Origin of the sequence: Novacetimonas pomaceti (assembly GCF_003207955.1) — a bacterium.
Classification (GTDB): Bacteria; Pseudomonadota; Alphaproteobacteria; order Acetobacterales; family Acetobacteraceae; genus Novacetimonas; species Novacetimonas pomaceti.
Window position 1 is genome coordinate 142,165 of record NZ_NOXG01000002.1, and the last position, 19,982, is coordinate 162,146.

The 19,982-nt window shown below is 64.3% G+C and carries 20 protein-coding genes; 8 read left to right on the top strand and 12 right to left on the bottom strand.

From position 1 onward, the window contains the following. Positions 1-18 precede the first annotated feature (18 nt). The 5 genes from CFR71_RS03005 to aroB form a co-directional block, all read right to left on the bottom strand. Complete coding sequence (locus tag CFR71_RS03005; RefSeq protein ID WP_110526847.1) at positions 19-1,116, bottom strand: OmpA family protein; 1,098 nt, start codon at positions 1,114-1,116, stop codon at positions 19-21. 294 nt (positions 1,117-1,410) lie between these two features. After that, positions 1,411-1,926: a GtrA family protein gene (locus CFR71_RS03010; RefSeq protein WP_239020246.1), complete on the bottom strand. Its 516-nt coding sequence runs from the start codon at positions 1,924-1,926 to the stop codon at positions 1,411-1,413. Positions 1,927-2,067: 141 nt separating this feature from the next. Continuing rightward, complete coding sequence (locus CFR71_RS03015; RefSeq protein WP_110526847.1) at positions 2,068-3,165, bottom strand: OmpA family protein; 1,098 nt, start codon at positions 3,163-3,165, stop codon at positions 2,068-2,070. 450 nt (positions 3,166-3,615) lie between these two features. Further along, positions 3,616-4,794, bottom strand: a complete 1,179-nt coding sequence (locus CFR71_RS03020; RefSeq protein ID WP_110526852.1) for an OmpA family protein — start codon at positions 4,792-4,794, stop codon at positions 3,616-3,618. A gap of 282 nt (positions 4,795-5,076) precedes the next feature. Further along, positions 5,077-6,840, bottom strand: a complete 1,764-nt coding sequence (gene aroB / locus CFR71_RS03025) for a 3-dehydroquinate synthase (protein ID WP_110526854.1) — start codon at positions 6,838-6,840, stop codon at positions 5,077-5,079. 144 nt (positions 6,841-6,984) lie between these two features. On the opposite strand from aroB, the gene CFR71_RS03030 reads away from it, so the two are divergent. The 3 genes from CFR71_RS03030 to CFR71_RS03040 all read left to right on the top strand — a co-directional run bounded on the left by CFR71_RS03030 (position 6,985) and on the right by CFR71_RS03040 (position 9,160). Beyond that, positions 6,985-7,197 carry a hypothetical protein gene (locus CFR71_RS03030; RefSeq protein ID WP_110527516.1) on the top strand — a complete coding sequence of 71 codons (213 nt, stop codon included), beginning with the start codon at positions 6,985-6,987 and terminating at the stop codon, positions 7,195-7,197. Continuing rightward, complete coding sequence (locus tag CFR71_RS03035; RefSeq protein WP_110526857.1) at positions 7,194-8,108, top strand: tyrosine recombinase; 915 nt, start codon at positions 7,194-7,196, stop codon at positions 8,106-8,108. Before CFR71_RS03030 ends, CFR71_RS03035 begins: the two co-directional genes overlap by 4 nt. A 95-nt stretch (positions 8,109-8,203) precedes the next feature. Continuing rightward, entirely contained in the window at positions 8,204-9,160 is a 957-nt protein-coding gene (locus CFR71_RS03040) for an acetyl-CoA carboxylase carboxyltransferase subunit alpha (RefSeq protein ID WP_110526859.1), read from the top strand. 242 nt (positions 9,161-9,402) lie between these two features. Here the strand turns inward: CFR71_RS03040 and CFR71_RS03045 are convergent, their stop codons facing one another. Beyond that, the gene (locus tag CFR71_RS03045) at positions 9,403-10,164 is read right to left on the bottom strand and encodes a competence/damage-inducible protein A (RefSeq protein WP_110526861.1); all 762 of its coding nucleotides are present in this window, start codon (positions 10,162-10,164) and stop codon (positions 9,403-9,405) included. Positions 10,165-10,352: 188 nt separating this feature from the next. Here CFR71_RS03045 and CFR71_RS03050 point away from each other — a divergent pair, with 188 nt between their 5' ends. Then, a complete protein-coding gene (locus tag CFR71_RS03050; RefSeq protein WP_110526863.1) occupies positions 10,353-11,282 on the top strand; it encodes an SMP-30/gluconolactonase/LRE family protein in 930 nt (309 codons plus the stop codon). A gap of 41 nt (positions 11,283-11,323) precedes the next feature. On the opposite strand, the gene mutT is transcribed toward CFR71_RS03050, so the two are convergent. The 3 genes from mutT to CFR71_RS03065 all read right to left on the bottom strand — a co-directional run bounded on the left by mutT (position 11,324) and on the right by CFR71_RS03065 (position 14,628). Continuing rightward, positions 11,324-12,340: an 8-oxo-dGTP diphosphatase MutT gene (gene mutT, locus CFR71_RS17115; protein ID WP_110526865.1), complete on the bottom strand. Its 1,017-nt coding sequence runs from the start codon at positions 12,338-12,340 to the stop codon at positions 11,324-11,326. Then, a complete protein-coding gene (locus CFR71_RS03060; protein WP_110526867.1) occupies positions 12,337-13,482 on the bottom strand; it encodes an aromatic ring-hydroxylating oxygenase subunit alpha in 1,146 nt (381 codons plus the stop codon). The genes mutT and CFR71_RS03060 overlap by 4 nt, the downstream gene beginning before the upstream one ends. 273 nt (positions 13,483-13,755) lie before the next feature. Further along, positions 13,756-14,628, bottom strand: coding sequence for an ATP-binding protein (locus tag CFR71_RS03065; protein ID WP_110526870.1), 873 nt, complete (start codon positions 14,626-14,628; stop codon positions 13,756-13,758). Between the two features lie 173 nt (positions 14,629-14,801). Here CFR71_RS03065 and yajC point away from each other — a divergent pair, with 173 nt between their 5' ends. Further along, positions 14,802-15,182 (top strand): preprotein translocase subunit YajC, encoded by a 381-nt coding sequence (gene yajC / locus CFR71_RS03070; protein WP_110526872.1) that lies wholly within the window; start codon positions 14,802-14,804, stop codon positions 15,180-15,182. A gap of 35 nt (positions 15,183-15,217) precedes the next feature. Here yajC and CFR71_RS03075 read toward each other — a convergent pair whose 3' ends face one another. Then, positions 15,218-15,859 carry a LysE family translocator gene (locus CFR71_RS03075; protein WP_110527518.1) on the bottom strand — a complete coding sequence of 214 codons (642 nt, stop codon included), beginning with the start codon at positions 15,857-15,859 and terminating at the stop codon, positions 15,218-15,220. A gap of 133 nt (positions 15,860-15,992) precedes the next feature. Beyond that, the gene (locus CFR71_RS03080; RefSeq protein ID WP_110526874.1) at positions 15,993-16,601 is read right to left on the bottom strand and encodes a superoxide dismutase; all 609 of its coding nucleotides are present in this window, start codon (positions 16,599-16,601) and stop codon (positions 15,993-15,995) included. A 129-nt stretch (positions 16,602-16,730) separates the two neighbouring features. On the opposite strand from CFR71_RS03080, the gene CFR71_RS03085 reads away from it, so the two are divergent. Beyond that, positions 16,731-17,591 carry a phytoene/squalene synthase family protein gene (locus tag CFR71_RS03085; protein WP_110526876.1) on the top strand — a complete coding sequence of 287 codons (861 nt, stop codon included), beginning with the start codon at positions 16,731-16,733 and terminating at the stop codon, positions 17,589-17,591. Positions 17,592-17,622: 31 nt separating this feature from the next. Here the strand turns inward: CFR71_RS03085 and CFR71_RS03090 are convergent, their stop codons facing one another. Beyond that, positions 17,623-18,495, bottom strand: a complete 873-nt coding sequence (locus CFR71_RS03090; protein ID WP_110526879.1) for an NAD(P)-dependent oxidoreductase — start codon at positions 18,493-18,495, stop codon at positions 17,623-17,625. A gap of 207 nt (positions 18,496-18,702) precedes the next feature. Between CFR71_RS03090 and CFR71_RS03095 the strand changes: the two genes are divergently transcribed. Next, a complete protein-coding gene (locus CFR71_RS03095) occupies positions 18,703-19,665 on the top strand; it encodes a bifunctional enoyl-CoA hydratase/phosphate acetyltransferase (protein WP_110526881.1) in 963 nt (320 codons plus the stop codon). 83 nt (positions 19,666-19,748) lie between these two features. After that, positions 19,749-19,979 carry a hypothetical protein gene (locus CFR71_RS03100; RefSeq protein WP_133250248.1) on the top strand — a complete coding sequence of 77 codons (231 nt, stop codon included), beginning with the start codon at positions 19,749-19,751 and terminating at the stop codon, positions 19,977-19,979. The last annotated feature ends 3 nt before the right edge of the window (positions 19,980-19,982 follow it).

Genomic DNA, 19,982 nt, shown 5'->3' on the forward strand with positions numbered 1-19,982 from the left:
CCGTGAGCTGATCGGGGATCAGTGCAGGATGATTTCGACGCGGCGGTTCTGGGGCTCACGCGTGTCGGGTCCGGTCGGGACCAGCGGGTGGGCTTCACCATAGCCGTGGATGTCGATGGCGTTGGCGGGGACGCCGTCACGGATCAGTTCGGCCTTCACGCTTTCGGCGCGGCGCATGGACAGGCCCATGTTGTATTTCTCGCCACGCGGACCGGGATGGGCGGCCGAGTTATCGGTGTAGCCGTTGACCTCGATACGGGTGGTCTGGACATGGGTGGATGCCTGCGCGGCTTCCGCCACGATTTCACGCGCGCGTCCGGTAAGGGCTGCGCCATCCCAGTCGAAGAACACCAGGTAGGTACGGGCCGCGGTCGGCGCGGGCGGCACGACGGCGGGGGCCGGCGGCGGCGGCGGCGGCGCGTTGTTGAACGCATAGCGGACGCCGACGATGAACTGGTGGTTGAAGCGGTGGTCGAAGCTTGCGTGACCGTCACCCGCCGTGAAGTTGCCCATCGTGAAGGACGACGGCTGACCGATCATGCGGTATTCGGTGGTCATCTGCAGGCCCGGGACGCCAGGGATGTCATAGGCCGCACCGACGATGCCCTGGTAGGCGAAGCCGCCCTTGGTGCCGCTCAGGCTGCGTGCGCCGCCCGGGTTGTTGCCGCCGACGGTCACGTCATGCGCGCCCTGCCACAGATAGCCCGCGCCGACACCGACGAACGGGGTGACGGGGACGTCGATGCTGAACAGACGCTTCAGGTCGATGTCATACAGGACGTTGACGAAGCCGCCATAGGACTGGTCATGCCCACGGTCGCCACGGCTGCCGCTGTAGATTTCGGACCAGTTGTAGTCGCCTTCGACCTCGGCGCGCAGACCGTTACCGAAACCCCAGCCAACCGCGCCGAAGCCGGTCCAGCCATGACGGTGGCCAAGCTTTTCACGTCCGGGTTCCGTGCCGCCATCGGTGTCGGCGAAATGGCCGTGCTGGGTCTGGGTGAGGTTGTAACCACCCCCGATGTCGACATACGGACCGGTGATCGTCGTGGCCATCGAGGCCGCCGGGGCAGCGGCCATCAGGGTCGTTGCCAGTAACGCCGTGCGAAGACGCATATTTTCGTCCTTCCTTAAGACTCGTTCTTTATAGTCGGGCCGCACTACATTGCGGTCGGTAATCAGCTTCATGCGTAACACCCTATACCGCTATCGGTTTCGTTTTAGAAACCCATCAGTTTGGCAGGGCTGATATTACACTTCTAACATATATGCACGTTATATTATAATCGCCTGATAATAAAGGTTATTTTAAGAAATTCGGGTGGGGGTGGGCCAGGGTGCACATGGAGCGGAAATGTCGGTTTTCCTATAACGTGGCCATAATAACACAATGGATGGCGGCATTGTCCCTCAGATGCCGGGATTTTTATTCGCAATCGTCATGACCCCGTCATCTGGCGTGCGCGAAGGCTGGCTTTCAGGCATGGATTCAGGGGAACCGGACGGTTCCGTATCCTTTGCATCGCACTGGAAGACATATCTGCGGCTGATATGGAAATTGGCCGTCATGCCACTGAGCGCGCCTGCGGCCAATGCCATGAAGGGATAGACTCGGCAGATCGGGAAAAAGTGGAACAGCAGGAAGACGCATCCCCTGTTCAGGCAGAATCCGACCGTATTGCCCGCGAGAAAGCGCAGCCATTGCATGAGGAAATGATGTCGGGCCTGGCTGTCGCGAAAGGTCCATGCCCGATTACAGAGCCAGTTTGCTGTCGCGGCGACAAAATAGGCTGCGATCGTGGCGCAGCCCAGGCCCAGCAGGGGACGCAGGGTATAGACGCTCGCCGTATCCCATCCCAGTCCCATGACGCCGACAATTCCGAAGCGGAAGAGCTGGGAAATACGGTTGGAAAACCTTTCGGACACAATACGAGTCTTCATTATCGCGGGGTTGGGGCGGCATTGCGGATCGGGACGATGTTAATGTGCCGCCATCTTCCCCTGCCAAGAAAAAAGGGAGTGCCGAGGCACTCCCTTTTCGTGACGTCACCGTGAGCTGATCGGGGATCAGTGCAGGATGATTTCGACGCGGCGGTTCTGGGGCTCACGCGTGTCGGGTCCGGTCGGGACCAGCGGGTGGGCTTCACCATAGCCGTGGATGTCGATGGCGTTGGCGGGGACGCCGTCACGGATCAGTTCGGCCTTCACGCTTTCGGCGCGGCGCATGGACAGGCCCATGTTGTATTTCTCGCCACGCGGACCGGGATGGGCGGCCGAGTTATCGGTGTAGCCGTTGACCTCGATACGGGTGGTCTGGACATGGGTGGATGCCTGCGCGGCTTCCGCCACGATTTCACGCGCGCGTCCGGTAAGGGCTGCGCCATCCCAGTCGAAGAACACCAGGTAGGTACGGGCCGCGGTCGGCGCGGGCGGCACGACGGCGGGGGCCGGCGGCGGCGGCGGCGGCGCGTTGTTGAACGCATAGCGGACGCCGACGATGAACTGGTGGTTGAAGCGGTGGTCGAAGCTTGCGTGACCGTCACCCGCCGTGAAGTTGCCCATCGTGAAGGACGACGGCTGACCGATCATGCGGTATTCGGTGGTCATCTGCAGGCCCGGGACGCCAGGGATGTCATAGGCCGCACCGACGATGCCCTGGTAGGCGAAGCCGCCCTTGGTGCCGCTCAGGCTGCGTGCGCCGCCCGGGTTGTTGCCGCCGACGGTCACGTCATGCGCGCCCTGCCACAGATAGCCCGCGCCGACACCGACGAACGGGGTGACGGGGACGTCGATGCTGAACAGACGCTTCAGGTCGATGTCATACAGGACGTTGACGAAGCCGCCATAGGACTGGTCATGCCCACGGTCGCCACGGCTGCCGCTGTAGATTTCGGACCAGTTGTAGTCGCCTTCGACCTCGGCGCGCAGACCGTTACCGAAACCCCAGCCAACCGCGCCGAAGCCGGTCCAGCCATGACGGTGGCCAAGCTTTTCACGTCCGGGTTCCGTGCCGCCATCGGTGTCGGCGAAATGGCCGTGCTGGGTCTGGGTGAGGTTGTAACCACCCCCGATGTCGACATACGGACCGGTGATCGTCGTGGCCATCGAGGCCGCCGGGGCAGCGGCCATCAGGGTCGTTGCCAGTAACGCCGTGCGAAGACGCATATTCTCGTCCTTAAAAAATGAAGTGTCAGAACTTCATGGAGTCTCAAAGGGATGAAGCGCATTCTTGTTCGGCAAGGATATGCGACGCACCATCCGTTAACTTTTGCTGACCGTCAGATAGCGTGTCTCGATAGGGTTGAGAAGGGATGTTTCGCTCAATCGGGAGGAGTGTTGCATAAAAAACACAAAACCCTAAAGATACCGAAAGGTATAATTCTGTTTTCCTGTTTCATATGAAGGGGATATTAAAATTTAAGGCGAAAATCCCATAAATTTCATCACATCCATGCATAAGAATATATAGTGAACGCTATGTGGTATTTTTGCCTTATTTCAGTCGCCAATCCTCACGGCTGACACAGGAATCGGCCCGGGCATGAAAACCGGCCAAGAAAAAAGGGAGTGCCGGGGCACTCCCTTTTCGTGACGTCACCGTGACCTGATCCGGGATCAGTGCAGGATGATTTCGACGCGGCGGTTCTGGGGCTCACGCGTGTCGGGTCCGGTCGGGACCAGCGGGTGGGCTTCGCCATAGCCGTGGATGTCGATGGCGTTGGCGGGGACGCCGTCACGGATCAGTTCGGCCTTCACGCTGTCGGCACGGCGCATGGACAGGCCCATGTTGTATTTCTCGCCACGCGGACCGGGATGGGCGGCCGAGTTGTCGGTGTAGCCGTTGACCTCGATACGGGTGGTCTGGACATGGGTGGATGCCTGTGCGGCCTCCGACACGATTTCACGCGCGCGTCCGGTAAGGGCTGCGCCATCCCAGTCGAAGAACACCAGGTAGGTACGGGCCGCGGTCGGCGCGGGCGGCACGACGGCAGGGGCCGGCGGCGGCGGCGGCGGCGCATGATTGAAGGCATAGCGGACGCCGACGATGAACTGATGGTTGAAGCGGTGGTCGAAATGCACATATCCGTGGCGTTCCGCGTTCCACGGGCTGCCGATGGTGGTACGGCTGCCCGCATCGCCCATCGTAAAGGACTGCGGCTGACCGATCATGCGGTATTCGGTGGTCATCTGCAGGCCCGGGACGCCCGGGATGTCATAGGCCGCGCCGACAATGCCCTGATAGGCGAAGCCCTGGTTGCCGCCATCATGGCGGACATTCGCGTTCACGCCACTGATGTTGTAGTTCGTCGACGTGCCGACATCCTGCCACAGATAACCCGCGCCGACACCGACGAAGGGGGTGACGGGGACGTCGATGCTGAACAGGCGCTTCAGGTCGATGTCATACAGGACATTCAGGAAACCGCCATAGGAACGGTCGGCGCCACGGGTCCGGCCGGAGAAGGTGTTCGTACCCCCGCCGATCGTTTCACGGTCGATCTGCGACCAGTTGTAATCGCCCTCGACCTCGACACGCAGGCCGTTACCGAAACCCCAGCCAACCGCGCCAAAGCCGGTCCAGCCATTGTGATGGTGCAGCCGGTCGCGTGTCCCAGACTCGGTTTCCTGATGGGAGGCGGGGCCGTCCCTGTCCACACCGTGGCCATGCTGGACCTGGGTGAGGTCGTAACCACCCCCGATTCCGACATAGGGGCCCGTGATTGTCGTGGCCATGGATGCCGCCGGGGCAGCGGCCATCAGGGTCGTTGCCAGTAACGCCGTACGCAGACGCATATTCCCGTCCTTAAACCTGATCGTACGCCTGTGTTCGTGGAAGATGGGGGCAACTCCACAAGGGCGGTACAATGTTGATCGAATAAAGCTTGTGCTTTGTTTTGCGACGCCGAGGGGAATATTGCGGGAATATTTCTTGCCCAATCTCCCGATACGACCCTTGGCCGCCTTGTTTTGGGGGAGACAGGTTGAAATAAGGTAAATGTTGTATGGATGATGGCACCTGCGGCCATCATCCTGCCTGCTGTTGCATAAACGTCACGCCCCGCCGGGCGCACGTGCTCAGGGACGGCAGCCATCCTCGCGCAGGGTGGCAAGCACCGCCTCGTCCGGGACGTCACGGCAGGTAAACGCCTTGCCAATGCCGCGCACCAGCACGAACGACAGGCGTCCGTCGCGCATCTTCTTGTCGCGCCGCATGTGGCGGACCAGCGTCGCGGCGGAAAATTCATGTCCCGTGTCACTGATGCGCGCGGGCATGCCCAGCCGTTCAAGGTGCGCCGTCACCCGGTCAAGATCCGCCTGCGCGCAGTATCCCAGCCGCACCGACAGCATGAACGCCAGCCGCAGGCCGATCGACACGCCTTCGCCATGCAGCAGGCGTCCGTCATAGCCAAGCTCCGCCTCCAGCGCGTGGCCGAACGTATGGCCAAGGTTCAGTAGCGCGCGTCCGTTGGTCTTGCGTTCCTCGCGCTCGTCATCGGCGACGACGGCGGCCTTGAAGGCGCAGGCGCGGCGGATGGCCTCGGCCTGAAGGTCGGGGTCGCCCGCCAGAACGGCCTGTCCGTGGCGGTCGCACCATTCAAAAAGCTCGGCATCGCCCAGCAGCCCGGATTTCACGATTTCCGCATATCCCGCGCGGATTTCGCGCGCGGGCAGCGTCGCCAGCGCCCCGGTATCGATCAGGACCGAAATCGGCTGGTGGAACGCGCCGAGCAGGTTCTTGCCAAAAGGCGTGTTGATGCCCGTCTTGCCCCCCACGGACGAGTCGACCTGCGACAGCAGCGTGGTGGGAATCTGGACAAAGGGCAGCCCGCGCAGCGTCGTGGCGGCGGCGAAACCGGCCAGGTCGCCCACCACGCCGCCGCCCAGCGCAACGACGGTGGTGCCCCGTTCCACGCCGGCCTCCAGCAGGGCATTCGTGACGCGTCCATACTGGGCGAGGATCTTCGACCCCTCGCCGGGGGGGACGGTGATGGTCTGGTGCTGGATGCCCGTTGCATCCAGCCCCGCGATCAGGGCGGGCAGGTGCAGGGCCGCGACATTTTCATCGGTGACGATCATCACGCGTTTCTGCGGCAGCAGGGGCGCCAGACGCGCGCCCGCGCGGCCGATCAGCCCCGCGCCGATCTGCACGTCATATCCCGCGCGCTGCAGTCGGACCGGCACCAGCAGGGGCGGCCGAGCGGCGCTGATGGTGCGGAAGACCTTTTCGGCGCTGTGCTCCACGTTGTCATCTCCACAATCGACGATGATGTCCGCCTCCGCATACACGGGATGGCGCACCTGCATAAGGCCCGACAGCACCGTCGCGGGCGATGTGACATTCAGCAGCGGACGGTGCGTGCGCTCCTGCACGCGCTGCAGCAGTACCGGCAGGGGACAGCGCAGCCAGACCGACGTCGCATTTTCGCGCACACAGGCGCGGGTGCGCGGGTCCATGAAGGCCCCGCCACCGGTCGCCAGCACCACCGGCGGCCCGGACAGCAGGCGGCGCATCACCATGTGTTCGCCACGCCGGAATTCGGCCTCCCCGTATTTCTGGAACAGGTCGGCGATGGAACATCCGGCAGCGCGTTCGATTTCCTCGTCCGAATCCACGAACGCCAGGTTCAGCCGCGCCGCGAGCATGCGCCCGATGGTCGTCTTGCCCGCCCCCATCAGCCCGACAAGCACGATGCTGCGCCCCTGCGGAAAGGGAACGTCGGGGCGACGGTCGTGCCCCAGCGCGTCCAGGTCGAGGGGAATGAACAGGGCCGGGGCGTCGCCATTTGGCGGCGTCGGGGACGCCATCGGGGGCGTATCGGATGAAATCGGGCGTGACATGATGCCCAACCTAACATAGAGCGGAAAAAAACGGATAGCGGGGAAGGATCCCCATTGGCGTGGCGGTGCCATGCGATGGGCGTTTTCCCGGCCATCCCGTCATGTCGTATCCATCGCGTTCCTGACGCGGGAAAGGGAAAAGTCATGGGCCGTATCATTGTCGCCATATCCGCGGTCCTGCTGCTTTGCATGGTCGGCGGGTTCCTGTCGCTGGGCGTCTTCCCGCCGGCACTGATGCAGCAGGATGTCCATAAGGAACTGTCGATGGCGACTCCGCCCGCCGCGCCGCCCACGGCACTTGCCACCCCCGCGGCGCTGCCTGTCGTGCCGATGGCAAAGCCCGCCGCCGCGCAATGAGCGCGGCCGGGATCGATGCCTTTCTTGAAATGCTTGCGGCCGAACGTGGGGCCGCGCTCAATACGCTGAAGGCCTATCGCCGCGACCTCGATGACCTGGCGGCGGCCCTTGCGCATCAGGGCACGACGCTGGCGCAGGCATCGCCCGGACAGCTGGGCGGTTATCTGGCGGATCTGGCGCGCACGGGGCTGTCGGCCCGCACCCAGGCGCGGCGCCTGTCATGCATGCGGCAGTATTACCTGTTCCTTGCGCGCGAGGGCAGGCGTCCCGACAATCCCGCCAGCATGCTGGAGGCCCCGCGCCAGACGGCGGCGCTGCCCCGCTTCCTGTCGGAAGGCGATGTCGAATCCCTTCTGGCCGCCTGCGTGGCGCGCGCCGATGCGGGACAGCAGGAGACGCGGCGCATGCTGGTCGCGCGGACCGCGCTGGAAATCCTCTATGCCTCGGGGTTGCGCATTTCGGAACTGCTGTCGCTGCCGCGCGCGGCGCTGCAACGGGCGGGGGGAATGCTGGTGGTGCGGGGCAAGGGCGGGCGCGAACGCATGGTCCCCCTGTCGTCGCGGGCGCGCGACGCGGCGGACGACCTGATGCGCATGGACCGTCCCCTGTCCAGCCCGTTCCTGTTTCCCGGCCGCAATCCGCAGCGCGCGATGACGCGGCAGGGATTCGACCGCATCCTGCATGACGTGGCGCTGAAGGCCGGGCTGGACCCGCAGAGCCTGTCGCCGCACGTGCTGCGTCATTCCTTCGCCACGCACCTGCTGTCGCACGGGGCCGACCTGCGCGCGCTGCAGATGCTGCTGGGACATGCCGACATCGCCACGACCCAGATTTACACCCATGTCCTGACGGAACGGCTGCAGCAGGCGTTGCGGCAGCATCATCCCCTGTCGGAGCACGCCGTTGGCTGAGGTATGCGGGGGGGGATGGGCAAAAAATGCCATGGCCGTGAAAAATCGCGACGGAATGTGTTTGGCTGTGTGACGGGCTGTGCTATCGGCAGGCCATGCGCCAGTTTCTAGATTTCGAAAAGCCCGTCGCCGAGCTTGAAAACAAGATCGACGAACTTCGCAAGATGTCCGGTCCCGACGGCATTAACATCGCCGAGGAGATCGCGCGCCTGAATGAAAAGGCCGACCGCCAGCTGCGCGCGGCCTATGCCAAGCTGACGCCATGGCAGAAAGTACAGGTCGCACGTCATGCGCAGCGTCCGCACACGATCGATTACATCGCCGGGCTGATCGGCGAATTCACGCCATTGGCGGGGGACCGTCTGTTTGGCGAGGACAAGGCCATCATCGGCGGGCTGGGGCGTTTCGGCGGTCAGCCCGTGGTCGTGATCGGGACGGAGCGCGGGGCGGAAATCGAAACCCGGCTGCACCATAATTTCGGCATGGCCCGGCCCGAAGGCTATCGTAAGGCGCAGCGCCTGATGAAGCTGGCGGGACAGTTCGGCCTGCCGATCCTGACTTTCATCGACACGTCGGGCGCATGGCCCGGCATCGATGCCGAGGCACGGGGACAGGCCGAAGCCATCGCGCGTTCCATCGATACCTGCCTGTCCGCGCCGGTGCCGGTCATCGCCACGGTTATCGGCGAAGGGGGATCCGGCGGCGCGGTGGCGCTGGGTGCCGGCGACCGCGTGATGATGCTGGAACATGCGATCTATTCCGTCATTTCGCCCGAAGCCTGCGCGTCGATCCTGTGGCGCGATCCCAAGCAGGCCAGCACGGCGGCGGATGCACTCAAGCTTACGGCGCAGGACCTGCTGCAGCTTGAACTGATCGACCGCATCATTCCCGAACCGCTGGGTGGCGCACAGCGCGATCCCAAGGCGACGATCCGCGCGGTGGGTGATGCCATCGCCGCCGAACTTCCGGGCCTGCTGGCCAAGGACGCCACGTTGCTCAAGGCGCAGCGGCGGGAAAAATTCCTTGCCATGGGGCGCGAGAAACTCGCCTGAAGGAAAAAGGGAACAGACAGTCCTTTCCTGCGGGTGGGGGTGTCTGTTCCGGGAAACCGGATTGTTTCAGCGCCTGCCAGTGAACTTTGAAATCCGGTTTTTTCTGGAGGTTGCCTGAAGGCAACCTGCGGATGGAAAATATCAGAAGTTTTTGGGTGCCGCCTTTTTTCAAAAAGGCGGTGTTCTTCGAAGCTTTTTGAAAAATGCTTCACCAAAAACTTCTGATGGTCTGAAGCTGTCTTTCAGGCCTTGTGCGCGGGTTCGCCCTCTATGGGGGTGAAGCCCAGCTTTTCGATCATCTGCCTGATATCCTGCGCGACCTGCGCCACTTCGTCCGCATCCAGCCCCTTGCTGACCAGCGCCACGCCGCCATGCCCGTCATGGTCGTGGAAAGGATAGGAACCGATATCGACATCGGGATGCCGGTCCTGGATCTTTTCCAGCTTTTCCGCCAGCCCCCCTTCATACAGGCCGAATGCGTGCCAGCTACGTGACGTCACCGGCTTGCCACAACGCAGGGTGGGGGCGATTTCCTCGAACATCGCGCGCATGATGCGCGGCACGCCCGCCATGACATGCACGTTGCCCATGGTAAAGCCGGGGGCGATGGAAACGGGGTTGCGGATGGGCGTCGCCCCCACCGGCAGGGTCGCCATGCGCTGGCGCGCGGCATTGAACTCCCCGGGGGCGAAATGCTTCTCCAGAAGCTCGAACGTTTCCGGATGTGGCGCCCATGGCACGCCAAAGGCATCGGCCACGCACGATGATGTTATGTCGTCATGCGTCGGGCCGATTCCCCCGGTGGTAAAGACATGGTCATAGGCGGCGCGGGCTTCGGTCACCGCGCTTACGATCACCGGGCGGATGTCGGGAATGATCCTGACTTCCCGCAGGGAAATGCCCATTTCCGCCAGACGGCGGGCAATATACTGCACGTTTACGTCCTGTGTCCGGCCGGACAGGATCTCGTTACCGATAACCAGGATACAGGCAGTCGGATTCATGGGGCGTCATCCATCAGGTCTGGAAATGAAAAAGACAGGCCGCAGCCTAGCAGCAGAGCAGGGCGGAAGTCTCGCCCATGGCGGCGCGGGACCCCCATCCGGCATGCGGGGGCGGCCCGTCGGGGTGCGGGATGTCCCGCTTTTGGGATAGAGTCCCCCCATCAGCCATATCCGCAAAGGAAAACCGCATGGATACGACGACACCAGCGCCACGGTGCGTATGGGACCTTAAGGCGCAACTGGGTGAAGGCCCCGTCTGGGCGGCGGCGGAACAGGCGCTCTATTTCGTGGATATCGTTGGCTCGGCCATTCATCGCTATGTTCCCGAAACGGGGGAAACGAAATCATGGGCGGCCCCGCGTCCGCCCGGCTTTCTGGTGCCGGTTGCAGACGGCACGTTCATGTGCGGGCTGAAGGACGGCCTGCATGGGTTCGATCCCGCCACCGGGCAGTTCACCGCGCAGGCGGTCGTCGAACCCGACCGTCCCGGCAACCGCATCAATGACGGTTATGTCGATCCACGGGGGCGGCTGTGGTTCGGTACCATGGATGATGGGGAGACCACGCCATCGGGTGCGCTGTATTCCGTAACGCGCGCGGCGGATGGCGCGTTGCGCATCGTCCGTCATGACGAGGGATACGTGGTTACCAACGGTCCCGCGCTCTCCCCCGATGGGCGGACGCTGTATCACAATGATTCGCATCGGCAGAGCATTTATGCGTTCGATGTGCATGATGACGGCACCCTGAAGAACCGACGCGTCTTTGCCCGCCTTGCGGAGGGATATCCCGATGGCGTCGTGGTCGACAGCGCGGGGTGCCTGTGGGTTGGCGTATGGGGGGGCAGCAGGATCGAGCGGTTCGCCCCCGATGCGCAACGCCTGGCCCCGGTACCGGTGCCCGCGCGCAACGTGACCAAAATCGCCTTTGGCGGCCCGGATTACCGCACCGTGTTCGTGACCACCGCGCGCAAGGGACTGACGCCCGAAATCCTGGCGGAGCAGCCCCTGACGGGCGGCCTGTTCACGTTCCATGTCGATGTGCCCGGCCAGGCGCAGGCATGCTTTCCCGCGCGGGAAGTGCGTGAACTTGGCAGGGAGATGAATACCCGGTCTTGAGGTCGGGTCCATGGGGAAACCGGCCCTGTCGCGGGGTCGGTTCAGATCAGGTCGCGCAGCAGCGGCACCAGCGGCCTGTCGGCGTCCGGCATGGCATATTCATGCAGCCGGTTCGCCGCGACCCATTCCAGGGTCTGCCCCTCACGCGGGGTCGGGGTGTTTTTCCACCGATGACAGACATATAGCGGCATCAGAAGGTGGAAATGCCCATAATCGTGGGAGACGAAGGTAAACGGCGCCAGACAGGAACGCGCGACGTCAATGCCAAGCTCCTCGTCCAGTTCGCGGATCAGGGCTGCTTCCGGCGTTTCGCCGGGTTCGACCTTGCCGCCCGGAAATTCCCATAGCCCCGCCATGGGTTTGCCTTCGGGGCGGCGGGCCAGCAGGATGCGGCCATCCGTGTCGATCAGCGCGACGGCGGCGACCAGCACGCTTTTCTTCTGGCGGGGAAGGTCGCTTTCCTCCCCCGGCGCGGGGGCGCCCGTGCCGGACAGGTCGGCATGCCGTGCCTCGAAGCACAGGACGGGATATTCCCCCCCGCGGGAGACGAATTCCTGATGGCCGGTCCCCACCTCCCGAAAGCCGATGCGGCGCAGCACGGCGATGGAGGCATGGTTGTCATGGGCGGCCGACGCCGTCAGCCGTTCAATCGGCAGGTTGGCCATGGCCCACCGCGCCAGCCGCCCCGCCGCGGTGGTGGCGACCTTGCGGTTCCAGTGTGTCCGCGCCACCCAGTATCCCAGCGTTCCCGTCCGGCCCGCGCGGTCGATGCGCAGCCCGATGCAGCCGATCAGCTCATCCGGGCTTGCCGCCTGCGGACAGGTGATGGCGAAGTGATAGGCATCGCCATTGCGCGACTGTTCGATGGTGGAGGCGATCCATTCATCCGTCAGTCCGCGCGGATAGGGAAACGGCACGCGGCTGAGCATGCGCACCACGCTCCAGTCATTGATCAGGCGATGCATGACGGGCGCATCGCTGGCCCGGACCTCACGCAGGCGGTACTCGCCCGCCTCCAGCGCCGTGCCTGAAAACCGTGACTGTCCGCCGGTTGTCATATGCCTGCCTGTTCGGGGACATCGGCGGGGATGTCATCGGCCACGGTGGCGTCCACGGGGGTGTCGTAGCTGGCCGGCAGCCCGCATTCCGCCAGCAGTTCGCGCAGGTTGCAGATCACGGGAAAAATTTCCTGGTTGCGATCGCCGTTCTGCTCGTTCCAGGCTTCCTGTTCCATTTCCACGATTTCGCGGTCCTCGCGGAAAATCCGCTCGGTAAAGGCGGTCAGGAAGGGCCAGGCCAGATCCAGCAGGCCCGGTATGCCCGGACGCTTGATCGACAGCAGGCCAAAGACCCGGTTCGTCAGCTGTTTCGCGTCCTGCGGGACATAGGAAATCCACAGGTCCATGACCGGGTCGTTGTCGCCGGTGCGAATCGACAGCGTCTGGTGGGGATAGACGGTGCGGATCGTCATGACGTCGCGATGGGCATATTTTTCGCTGTTGTCGCGCTTCTGCCCGAAAATCAGCGCCTCGCCGATCGGCTGCTTGCCACCGGTGCGGGCAAAGCTGTAGCGCGCCTCCACCATGTTGGGCGTGCGTTCCTGACCCAGGAAGCGTGGCTTCATCTCGCCCATCTGCTTCATGTGCATGAACTGGTGGTTCATATCCATCAGGTTCTCATGCATGAAACTGTAATGGCACTTGATGGTGCGGCCAAAGCGGCGCGTCTTGTAGGCGGGGTTCGCCACCTGCGCCAGCGCGGGCAGGGGCTGTGCCCCGGCCTTTTCGGGGTCTCCGGGGAAGATGAAGATCAGGCCGTCCTGTTCACGGCATGGATAGGTGCGCACGCCGTTGGGCAGCTTGCCCTTGCCCAGATAGGGCACGTCGATGCAGCGGCCCGACCGGCCATAGGCCCAGCCGTGATAGCAGCATTGCACCGAGTCGCCCTTGACTGTTCCCTTGCTCAGGGGCACCTGCCGGTGGGCGCAGCGGTCTTCCAGCGCAAAGACGCTTCCTCCCTCGCGCGGGCGCACCAGCGCGATCGGCAGCCCGGCGTAACGCGTTCCGATTGTTTTCCCGGGGCGCAGTTCACGTGACCATGCAACGGGATACCAGTTGTCAGGGTGCGCATGGATGCGACGCAGGTCACGTCGGCCTGTGGTCACGGGCGGCACGCTGTCTGACGAAAGCAATTTGTCCATTGTCTCTCTTGGTTTTGAAGATGGCCGTGGCGATCGGACGTGCCAGGGATCACATGGTGTGGCGTTGCGTCTGTCGAATGCGCGGGCGGGATGATGGCCCAACGGTATATAAGGATCTTTTTCGCGGGAAGCATGAATGGTTCCGCGCAATCATACTTTGTCACATCTCCCCTGTCCCTGTCGTGTGGCAACGACATCCGCCCGGCAGGGGCGTCCTGACCCCTGCCAGCGCGTCATTATGCATCATCGCCGCGATGTGAACCATGTGATGGATCATTCCCGCGCGGAAAGTTCTGCCGTAAGATCCTCGATGAACTGGAATGCCACGCGGCCCGAACGTCCGCCCCGCGCCAGAGACCATGCGTTGGCCCGGCGCACCAGTTCCGCGTCATCGATTTGCAGGTGACGTTCGCGGGCGTATCCGCGCACCATGTCCATGAAGGTATCCTGCGCGCAGTTGTGGAAACCGATCCACAGCCCGAAGCGGTCGGAGAGGGAGACCTTCTCCTCCGTCGCCTCGGCGGTGTTGATGGCGGTCGAACTCTCGTTCTCGATCATCTCGCGCGGCATCAGGTGACGGCGGTTCGACGTGGCATAGAACAGCACGTTTTCCGGACGTCCGGCAATGCCGCCATCAAGAACGGACTTCAGCGCCTTGTAATCCGCGTCCTCCCGCTCGAACGACAGGTCGTCGCAAAAGACGATGAAGCGGCGCGTGTTGTCACGCAGCAGGACAAGGAGCTCCGGCAGCGTGGCAAGGTCCTCGCGCTGGATTTCCACCAGCGCCAGCCGGCCGCTGCCCGGTGCCGCGGGCTTTCCGTCCACAAGGTTCGCCTGCGCGTGCGCCGCCTTGACCAGCGACGACTTGCCCATCCCGCGCGCGCCCCACAGCATGGCGTTGTTGGCGGGCAACCCTTTGGCGAAGTGCAGCGTATTGTCCAAAAGCAGGTTACGCTGGCGTTCCACACCGCGCAGCAGGCCGATATCGACATGCGCCACCTGCGTCACGGGTGACAGCCGCCCCAGCGACGGGTGCCAGATGAAGGCATCGGCGGCCTCAAGCCCCTTCAGGCTGGGGGCGGGCGGGGACAGGCGCTCCAGCGCGGAGGCAATGCGTTCGAGAACTGGGAGCAGATTGGAATCCATCGTCGATCCTGATTCATGGACATGAAGGCGACAGCGTAAGCTGACTGATATCCGGAGCGCGTCGGACCATGTTGAATGGCGAACTGACGCCTTGACGGGAAACAGGCGAAAACTATGGTCCGCATCGCAACCCTGCAACCCGTTCAAACCCGTATCATGCCGGAAACCTGCCGATGAGTTCTCTTTTTGATAATTTCCTGACCACACCGGCCTATGCCCAGTCCGCTGGTGGCGGTGGATTCAGCGCCGAGGGCCTGGTGTCCATCCTGCCTTATGTGGCCATGTTCGGGATTTTCTACTTCCTGCTGATCCGCCCGCAGCAGCTCAAGCAGAAGCAGCTGCGCAGCCAGCTTTCCTCCCTGCGCCGGGGGGATCGTGTGCTGACCGGGGGCGGTATCGTCGCGGTCGTCCAGAAAGTGGCCGAGGGATCGAACGAGGTCGAGGTCGAAATCGCCCCCAATGTGCGCGTGACCGTCCTGCGCGATACCATCACCAGCGTCATCACCAGCGTCGCCAAGCCCGCCAATGACGTGACGCCGCCCGCCAAGGGCTGACGCCACGCGGCTGGAAGCCGGAAGGATCGGGGGGATCAGGCGCGCGCGCGCAGCAGGATCGCGCCGAAACCGATGAAAATCCCCCCGGTCAGGCGGTTGAAGGTCCGTTTCAGCGCCGGTCGCGCCAGATAGGTCGCCATCTTGCGGCCGCCCACCGCATAGACCATGTACCATGCCGTCTCGATGGTCGCGAACGTTATGACAAGTATGGAAAACTGCGGCAGGCGCGGGGCCGCGGGGTTGATGAACTGCGGAAAGAACGCCGCCGCGAACAGCAGCAGCTTCGGGTTGCTGATCGCCACCAGGAAGCCGCCGCGAAACAGCGCGAACGCGGTGCCCGACCCGACGTCCGGCACCGCGTCGAGTGCCCCCTGCGCCGGGTTGTCGGACCCGTCATGCGCCCGCCATGCCCTGATCCCGAGATAGACGAGATAGCACGCCCCCACCACGCGCAGGGCGCCAAACAGCCGGGGTGAGGCCGCCAGCGCGGCGCTCAGCCCCGCCACGGACGCGCCCAGCGCCACCAGCAGCGCCAGCAGGCAGCCCGCCATCGTCGCGGTCGTGCGCCGCACGCCGAAATAGACGCTGCGTGTCAGGACATGGAGCATGTTGGGACCGGGAATGGCGCAGAGAAGAAAGACGGCGACGGAAAACAGCCACCATGAATGAAGGGTCATCGCGGAATCCTGCATGCCTTTGTCATGCCCCGTCTGGATGCGGGGGAAGGGGGAAACAAAAAACCCGGCCGCGCTTGCGACCGGGCTTCATCATGGCGACCGCGGGGCCGCCCGGCAATGCCGTGGCGATGCCTTACGCGGCCTTGAGCTGCGCTTCGGCAAATTCGTAGTTCGCCAGCTTGTCGAGGTAGTTGACGATATAGTCGGGACGACGGTTGCGGAAATCGAGGTAGTAGGAATGTTCCCACACGTCGAGGCCCAGTAGCACCTTGCCCTGGCCTTCGGCCAGCGGGTTGGAGCCATTGGCCGTCTTCGTCACCGCCAGCTTGCCATCGGGGCCAAGGACCAGCCATGCCCAGCCCGAACCGAACTGCGAGGCGGCAGCCGCCTTGAAGTCGGCCTTGAACTTTTCGATGCTGCCGAAATCCTCGACCAGCTTCTTGGACACGGAATCCGGCATCACGCCGCCCTTGGGCGACAGGTTCTGCCAGAACAGGATGTGGTTCCAGTGCTGTCCCGCATTGTTGAACACCGGGGCCTGCGCCGGGTCGCCCTTGACCATCAGGATGATCTCTTCCAGCGACTTGCCCTGCAGGGCAGGCTTGGATTCGACAAATCCGTTCAGCGCCGTCACATAAGCCTGATGATGCTTGTCATGATGCAGTTCCAGGGTTTCCTGGCACATGCCACGCGCGGCAAGCGCATTGTAGGCGAAGGGAAGGGAGGGCAATTCGAAGGCCATGAACGTTCTCCTGGCAATTGCAAAAGGCGGTATCTCACCGCTACCCCTAAACAGCTATGGGCGCACGGCGGGTGCGTCAAGTCACGCACGCGGGCGTGGCTTCATCGTAACGCATGGATCCCTAACGTCATGACCACTGCACAGGATGCAGCACAATCCACCGATGGCCTGTCCGAATGTGGCGCGATCGCGCGGCGTTTCGATCCGGACCGTTTCCTGTGCGCCCTGTTTGTCCCCGCCCCCGCGCGTGAGGCGGCGATGACCCTGATCGCCTTCAATCACGAGTGCGTTCGCGCGCTGTCGACTCCTGCATCATGGGCGGTGGCGGGGCCGATCGCGGGGATGATCCGGCTGCAGTGGTGGCGCGACGTGATCGATGGCGGCGACCCGCAGCGCCATCCGGTGGCGATCGCCCTTGTGGACCTGCTGTCACGCGGCAGGGTGGACGCGGACACCGTGCGCGGGATTGTCGATGCGCGCGAATGTGAACTTGACGGCCTGCCGGACTGGGATGCGTGGCGCGCGAACATGCGCCTGGGGGCGGGCGGGGTGCAGCGCGCCATGGCCGAAGCGATCGGCTGCGATGACGCGGCATGCCGGGCCGCGGTCGCGGACATGGGGGCGCTTTACGGCGCGGGTGCGCTGGCGCGGCATCTGGCTGTTGTGCTGCGTTCGGGGCGCTGTCCCCTGCCGGATACGGCGCTGGAGGCCGTATCCCTGACCCGCGATGGCGCGCGTGAGGGCCATGCCACGCCCCGGCAGCTGGCGGCACTGCACGATGCGCTGCGGACCGAGGGGGAGGCGTTTTACACGCAGGCCATGCAGGCGGCGCCCCGCCTGCCGCGTGCCGTGCTGCCGGCCGCGCTGCCTACGGTGCTGGGGCGGCGCGACCTGCGGGCCGGTGTTGCGCGGGACCCCGACGCCGTGGCCGCGCGCGGCATCGGCGACCGGCTGGCGGTCATGGCGGCGATGGCGCGCGGACGGATCTGACGTGATCCGCATGGCGTGACGGGAGGGGGATTTACGGCGTGTCGTTGGCGACCATCTTTTCCATGATGGCGAACAGGGCGGAATAATCCTCGTTCGGGTAACGGCGTCGCGTCAGGCTCAGCGACTGTGTCGCGGCGGCCGTGGCGGGCATCGGGGCCATCTGCCGCGCGGCGTCGGTCATCAGCAGGCGCATGTCCTTCTGCATCAGGCGCGTGGGGAACTGCGGGCTGAAATCACCGGCCTTCGCCGCCTTGAGCTTGCGCTTGTGATGGGGGGAGATGACCGGCACCGCATCCAGCGCGTCAAACAGCATGCCGCGTTCCAGCCCGGACGCCAGCCCATAGGCCACGCCTTCGGCCACGACGGACAGGGTGGCACCCATGATGCCGTTGATGACCAGCTTCAGCTTCGATCCGCTTCCCGACGGGCCGGCATGGATGGTCAGCCGCCCGATGGCGTCGAAAATGGGCTGCGCGCGCGCGACATCGGCCGCGCTCCCCCCCACCAGGACCACCAGATTGGCGGATTCGGCCTCTGGCGTGCTGCCCGCGACAGGGGCGTCGAGCACCGTGATGCCCGACGCGGCCCCCTGTTTCGCCAGCGCGACCGAGGTTTCGGGTGCCACGGAACTGGTGTTGATCAGCAGGCCGCCGGATTTCATGCCCGCCAGCGCCCCGTCGGGGCCGGACATGGATTTGTCCAGCGCCTCGTCATCGGGGACGGAGACGAGGACGATATCGGCCTCCTGCGCCAGCGCGCGGGGCGTGGGAAGGAAGCGCACGCTGCCGTCGCCCCCCTTGCCCGAGGGGGTATAGGCCACGATGTCGTAACCCGCCTTGCGCAGGTTGGCACCCATGCGGCAGGCCATCGCGCCAAAACCGATAAAACCGACCAGAGAAGACATGTCAGGGCTCCTGAATGGTTCAAGCATCCTATGAAAACCCGCAATGCGGGCAGAAGGTTGTCACAAGCTTGCCCAATGGGGGCGTGGATGTCACGGCGGGGTGGTCAGGGTGGCGGAGTGGTCGCGTAAAGATGATGCGCGAGGCCCCCCCCACTGTGTGGCAAGGAAGGGGACGCTTCCTGTTCTGTCTGTCTGCTGGAAAGTCCCATGACGACGTCTGCCACGACGCCCGCGCTGCATTTTTTCGATGATCTCGCCGCCACGCTGCATGGCACCCCGCCGCTGCCGGTCGGCATCATCTATCCCTGCAGCGCGGTGTCGCTGCGTGCCGCGTGCGAACTGCTGCGCCGTGGGCTGGCCCAGCCCGTCCTGATCGGACCTGCGGCCCGGATCCGCGAGATCGCGCAAGAAGAGGCCCTCGACATCACGCCCTGCCGCATCGTGGAGGCCATCGATGACGCGCAGGCGGCGCAGCGCGGGGTACGGATGGCCCGCGACGGGGAGGTCGCCGTCCTGATGAAGGGGGCGCTGCATTCGCGCGTCTACCTTCATGAAATCGGCCATCATGAAGGCGGGCTGCGCACCGATCGGTGGATGAGCCATGTCTATGTCCTCGACCTGCCGGGGGTGGGGCGGCCGCTGCTGGTCAGCGACGGGGCGGTCAACATCGCCCCCGACCTCGATGTGCGGCGCGACATCGTGCGCAACGCGATCGACCTTGCGCACATGCTGGGAATCGCCTGCCCGCGCGTGGCGCTGCTGTCGGCGGTGGAAACGGTCAATCCCGGCCTGCAGTCAACGCTGGACGCCGCGATCATCTGCAAGATGGCGGACAGGGGACAGATCACCGGCGGCATCGTCGATGGCCCGCTGGCATTCGACAACGCGCTGAGCCCGGAGGCCGCGCGATGCAAGGGCGTGCATTCCCCCATCGGGGGGCAGGCCGACATCCTGATCGTTCCCGACCTGGAGGCAGGCAATATCCTCGCCAAGCAGATGACCTTCCTCGGGGGGGCGCAGGCGGCGGGCATCGTCCTTGGCGCGCGGGTGCCCGTGATCCTGACCAGCCGTGCGGATTCCCTGTCCACGCGCGTCCTGTCGTGCATGGTGGCCATCTCCATGATCCGCAACGGCTATCGCATCGCGGGGCCGGGCGTGGATGCCGCATGAATGCCATGCACGGGATGCAGGGATGCGTCCCGATCCTTCGCCCTCGCACAAAGATGATGCGCCACAATGACGTCGCCAATGGCATGAGGAATGACTATCGCTGTCATGCCCGCCAGCGTCCGGCGTGCCTGTCCCCCCGTAATCCGGGGGAAACGCACGCGGGACGCAGGCATGGGCCGGACGGTATCCGCGCGCCGGGCATGTCGGAACGCGGAAGCAGGAAATCCGGCGTGGCATGGCCAATCGGGGACGCCCCGGACCGGCCTGTCCCGCGCCACCGGCAGGCTGCCCGGAACGCACGATCGCAGCCATGACAT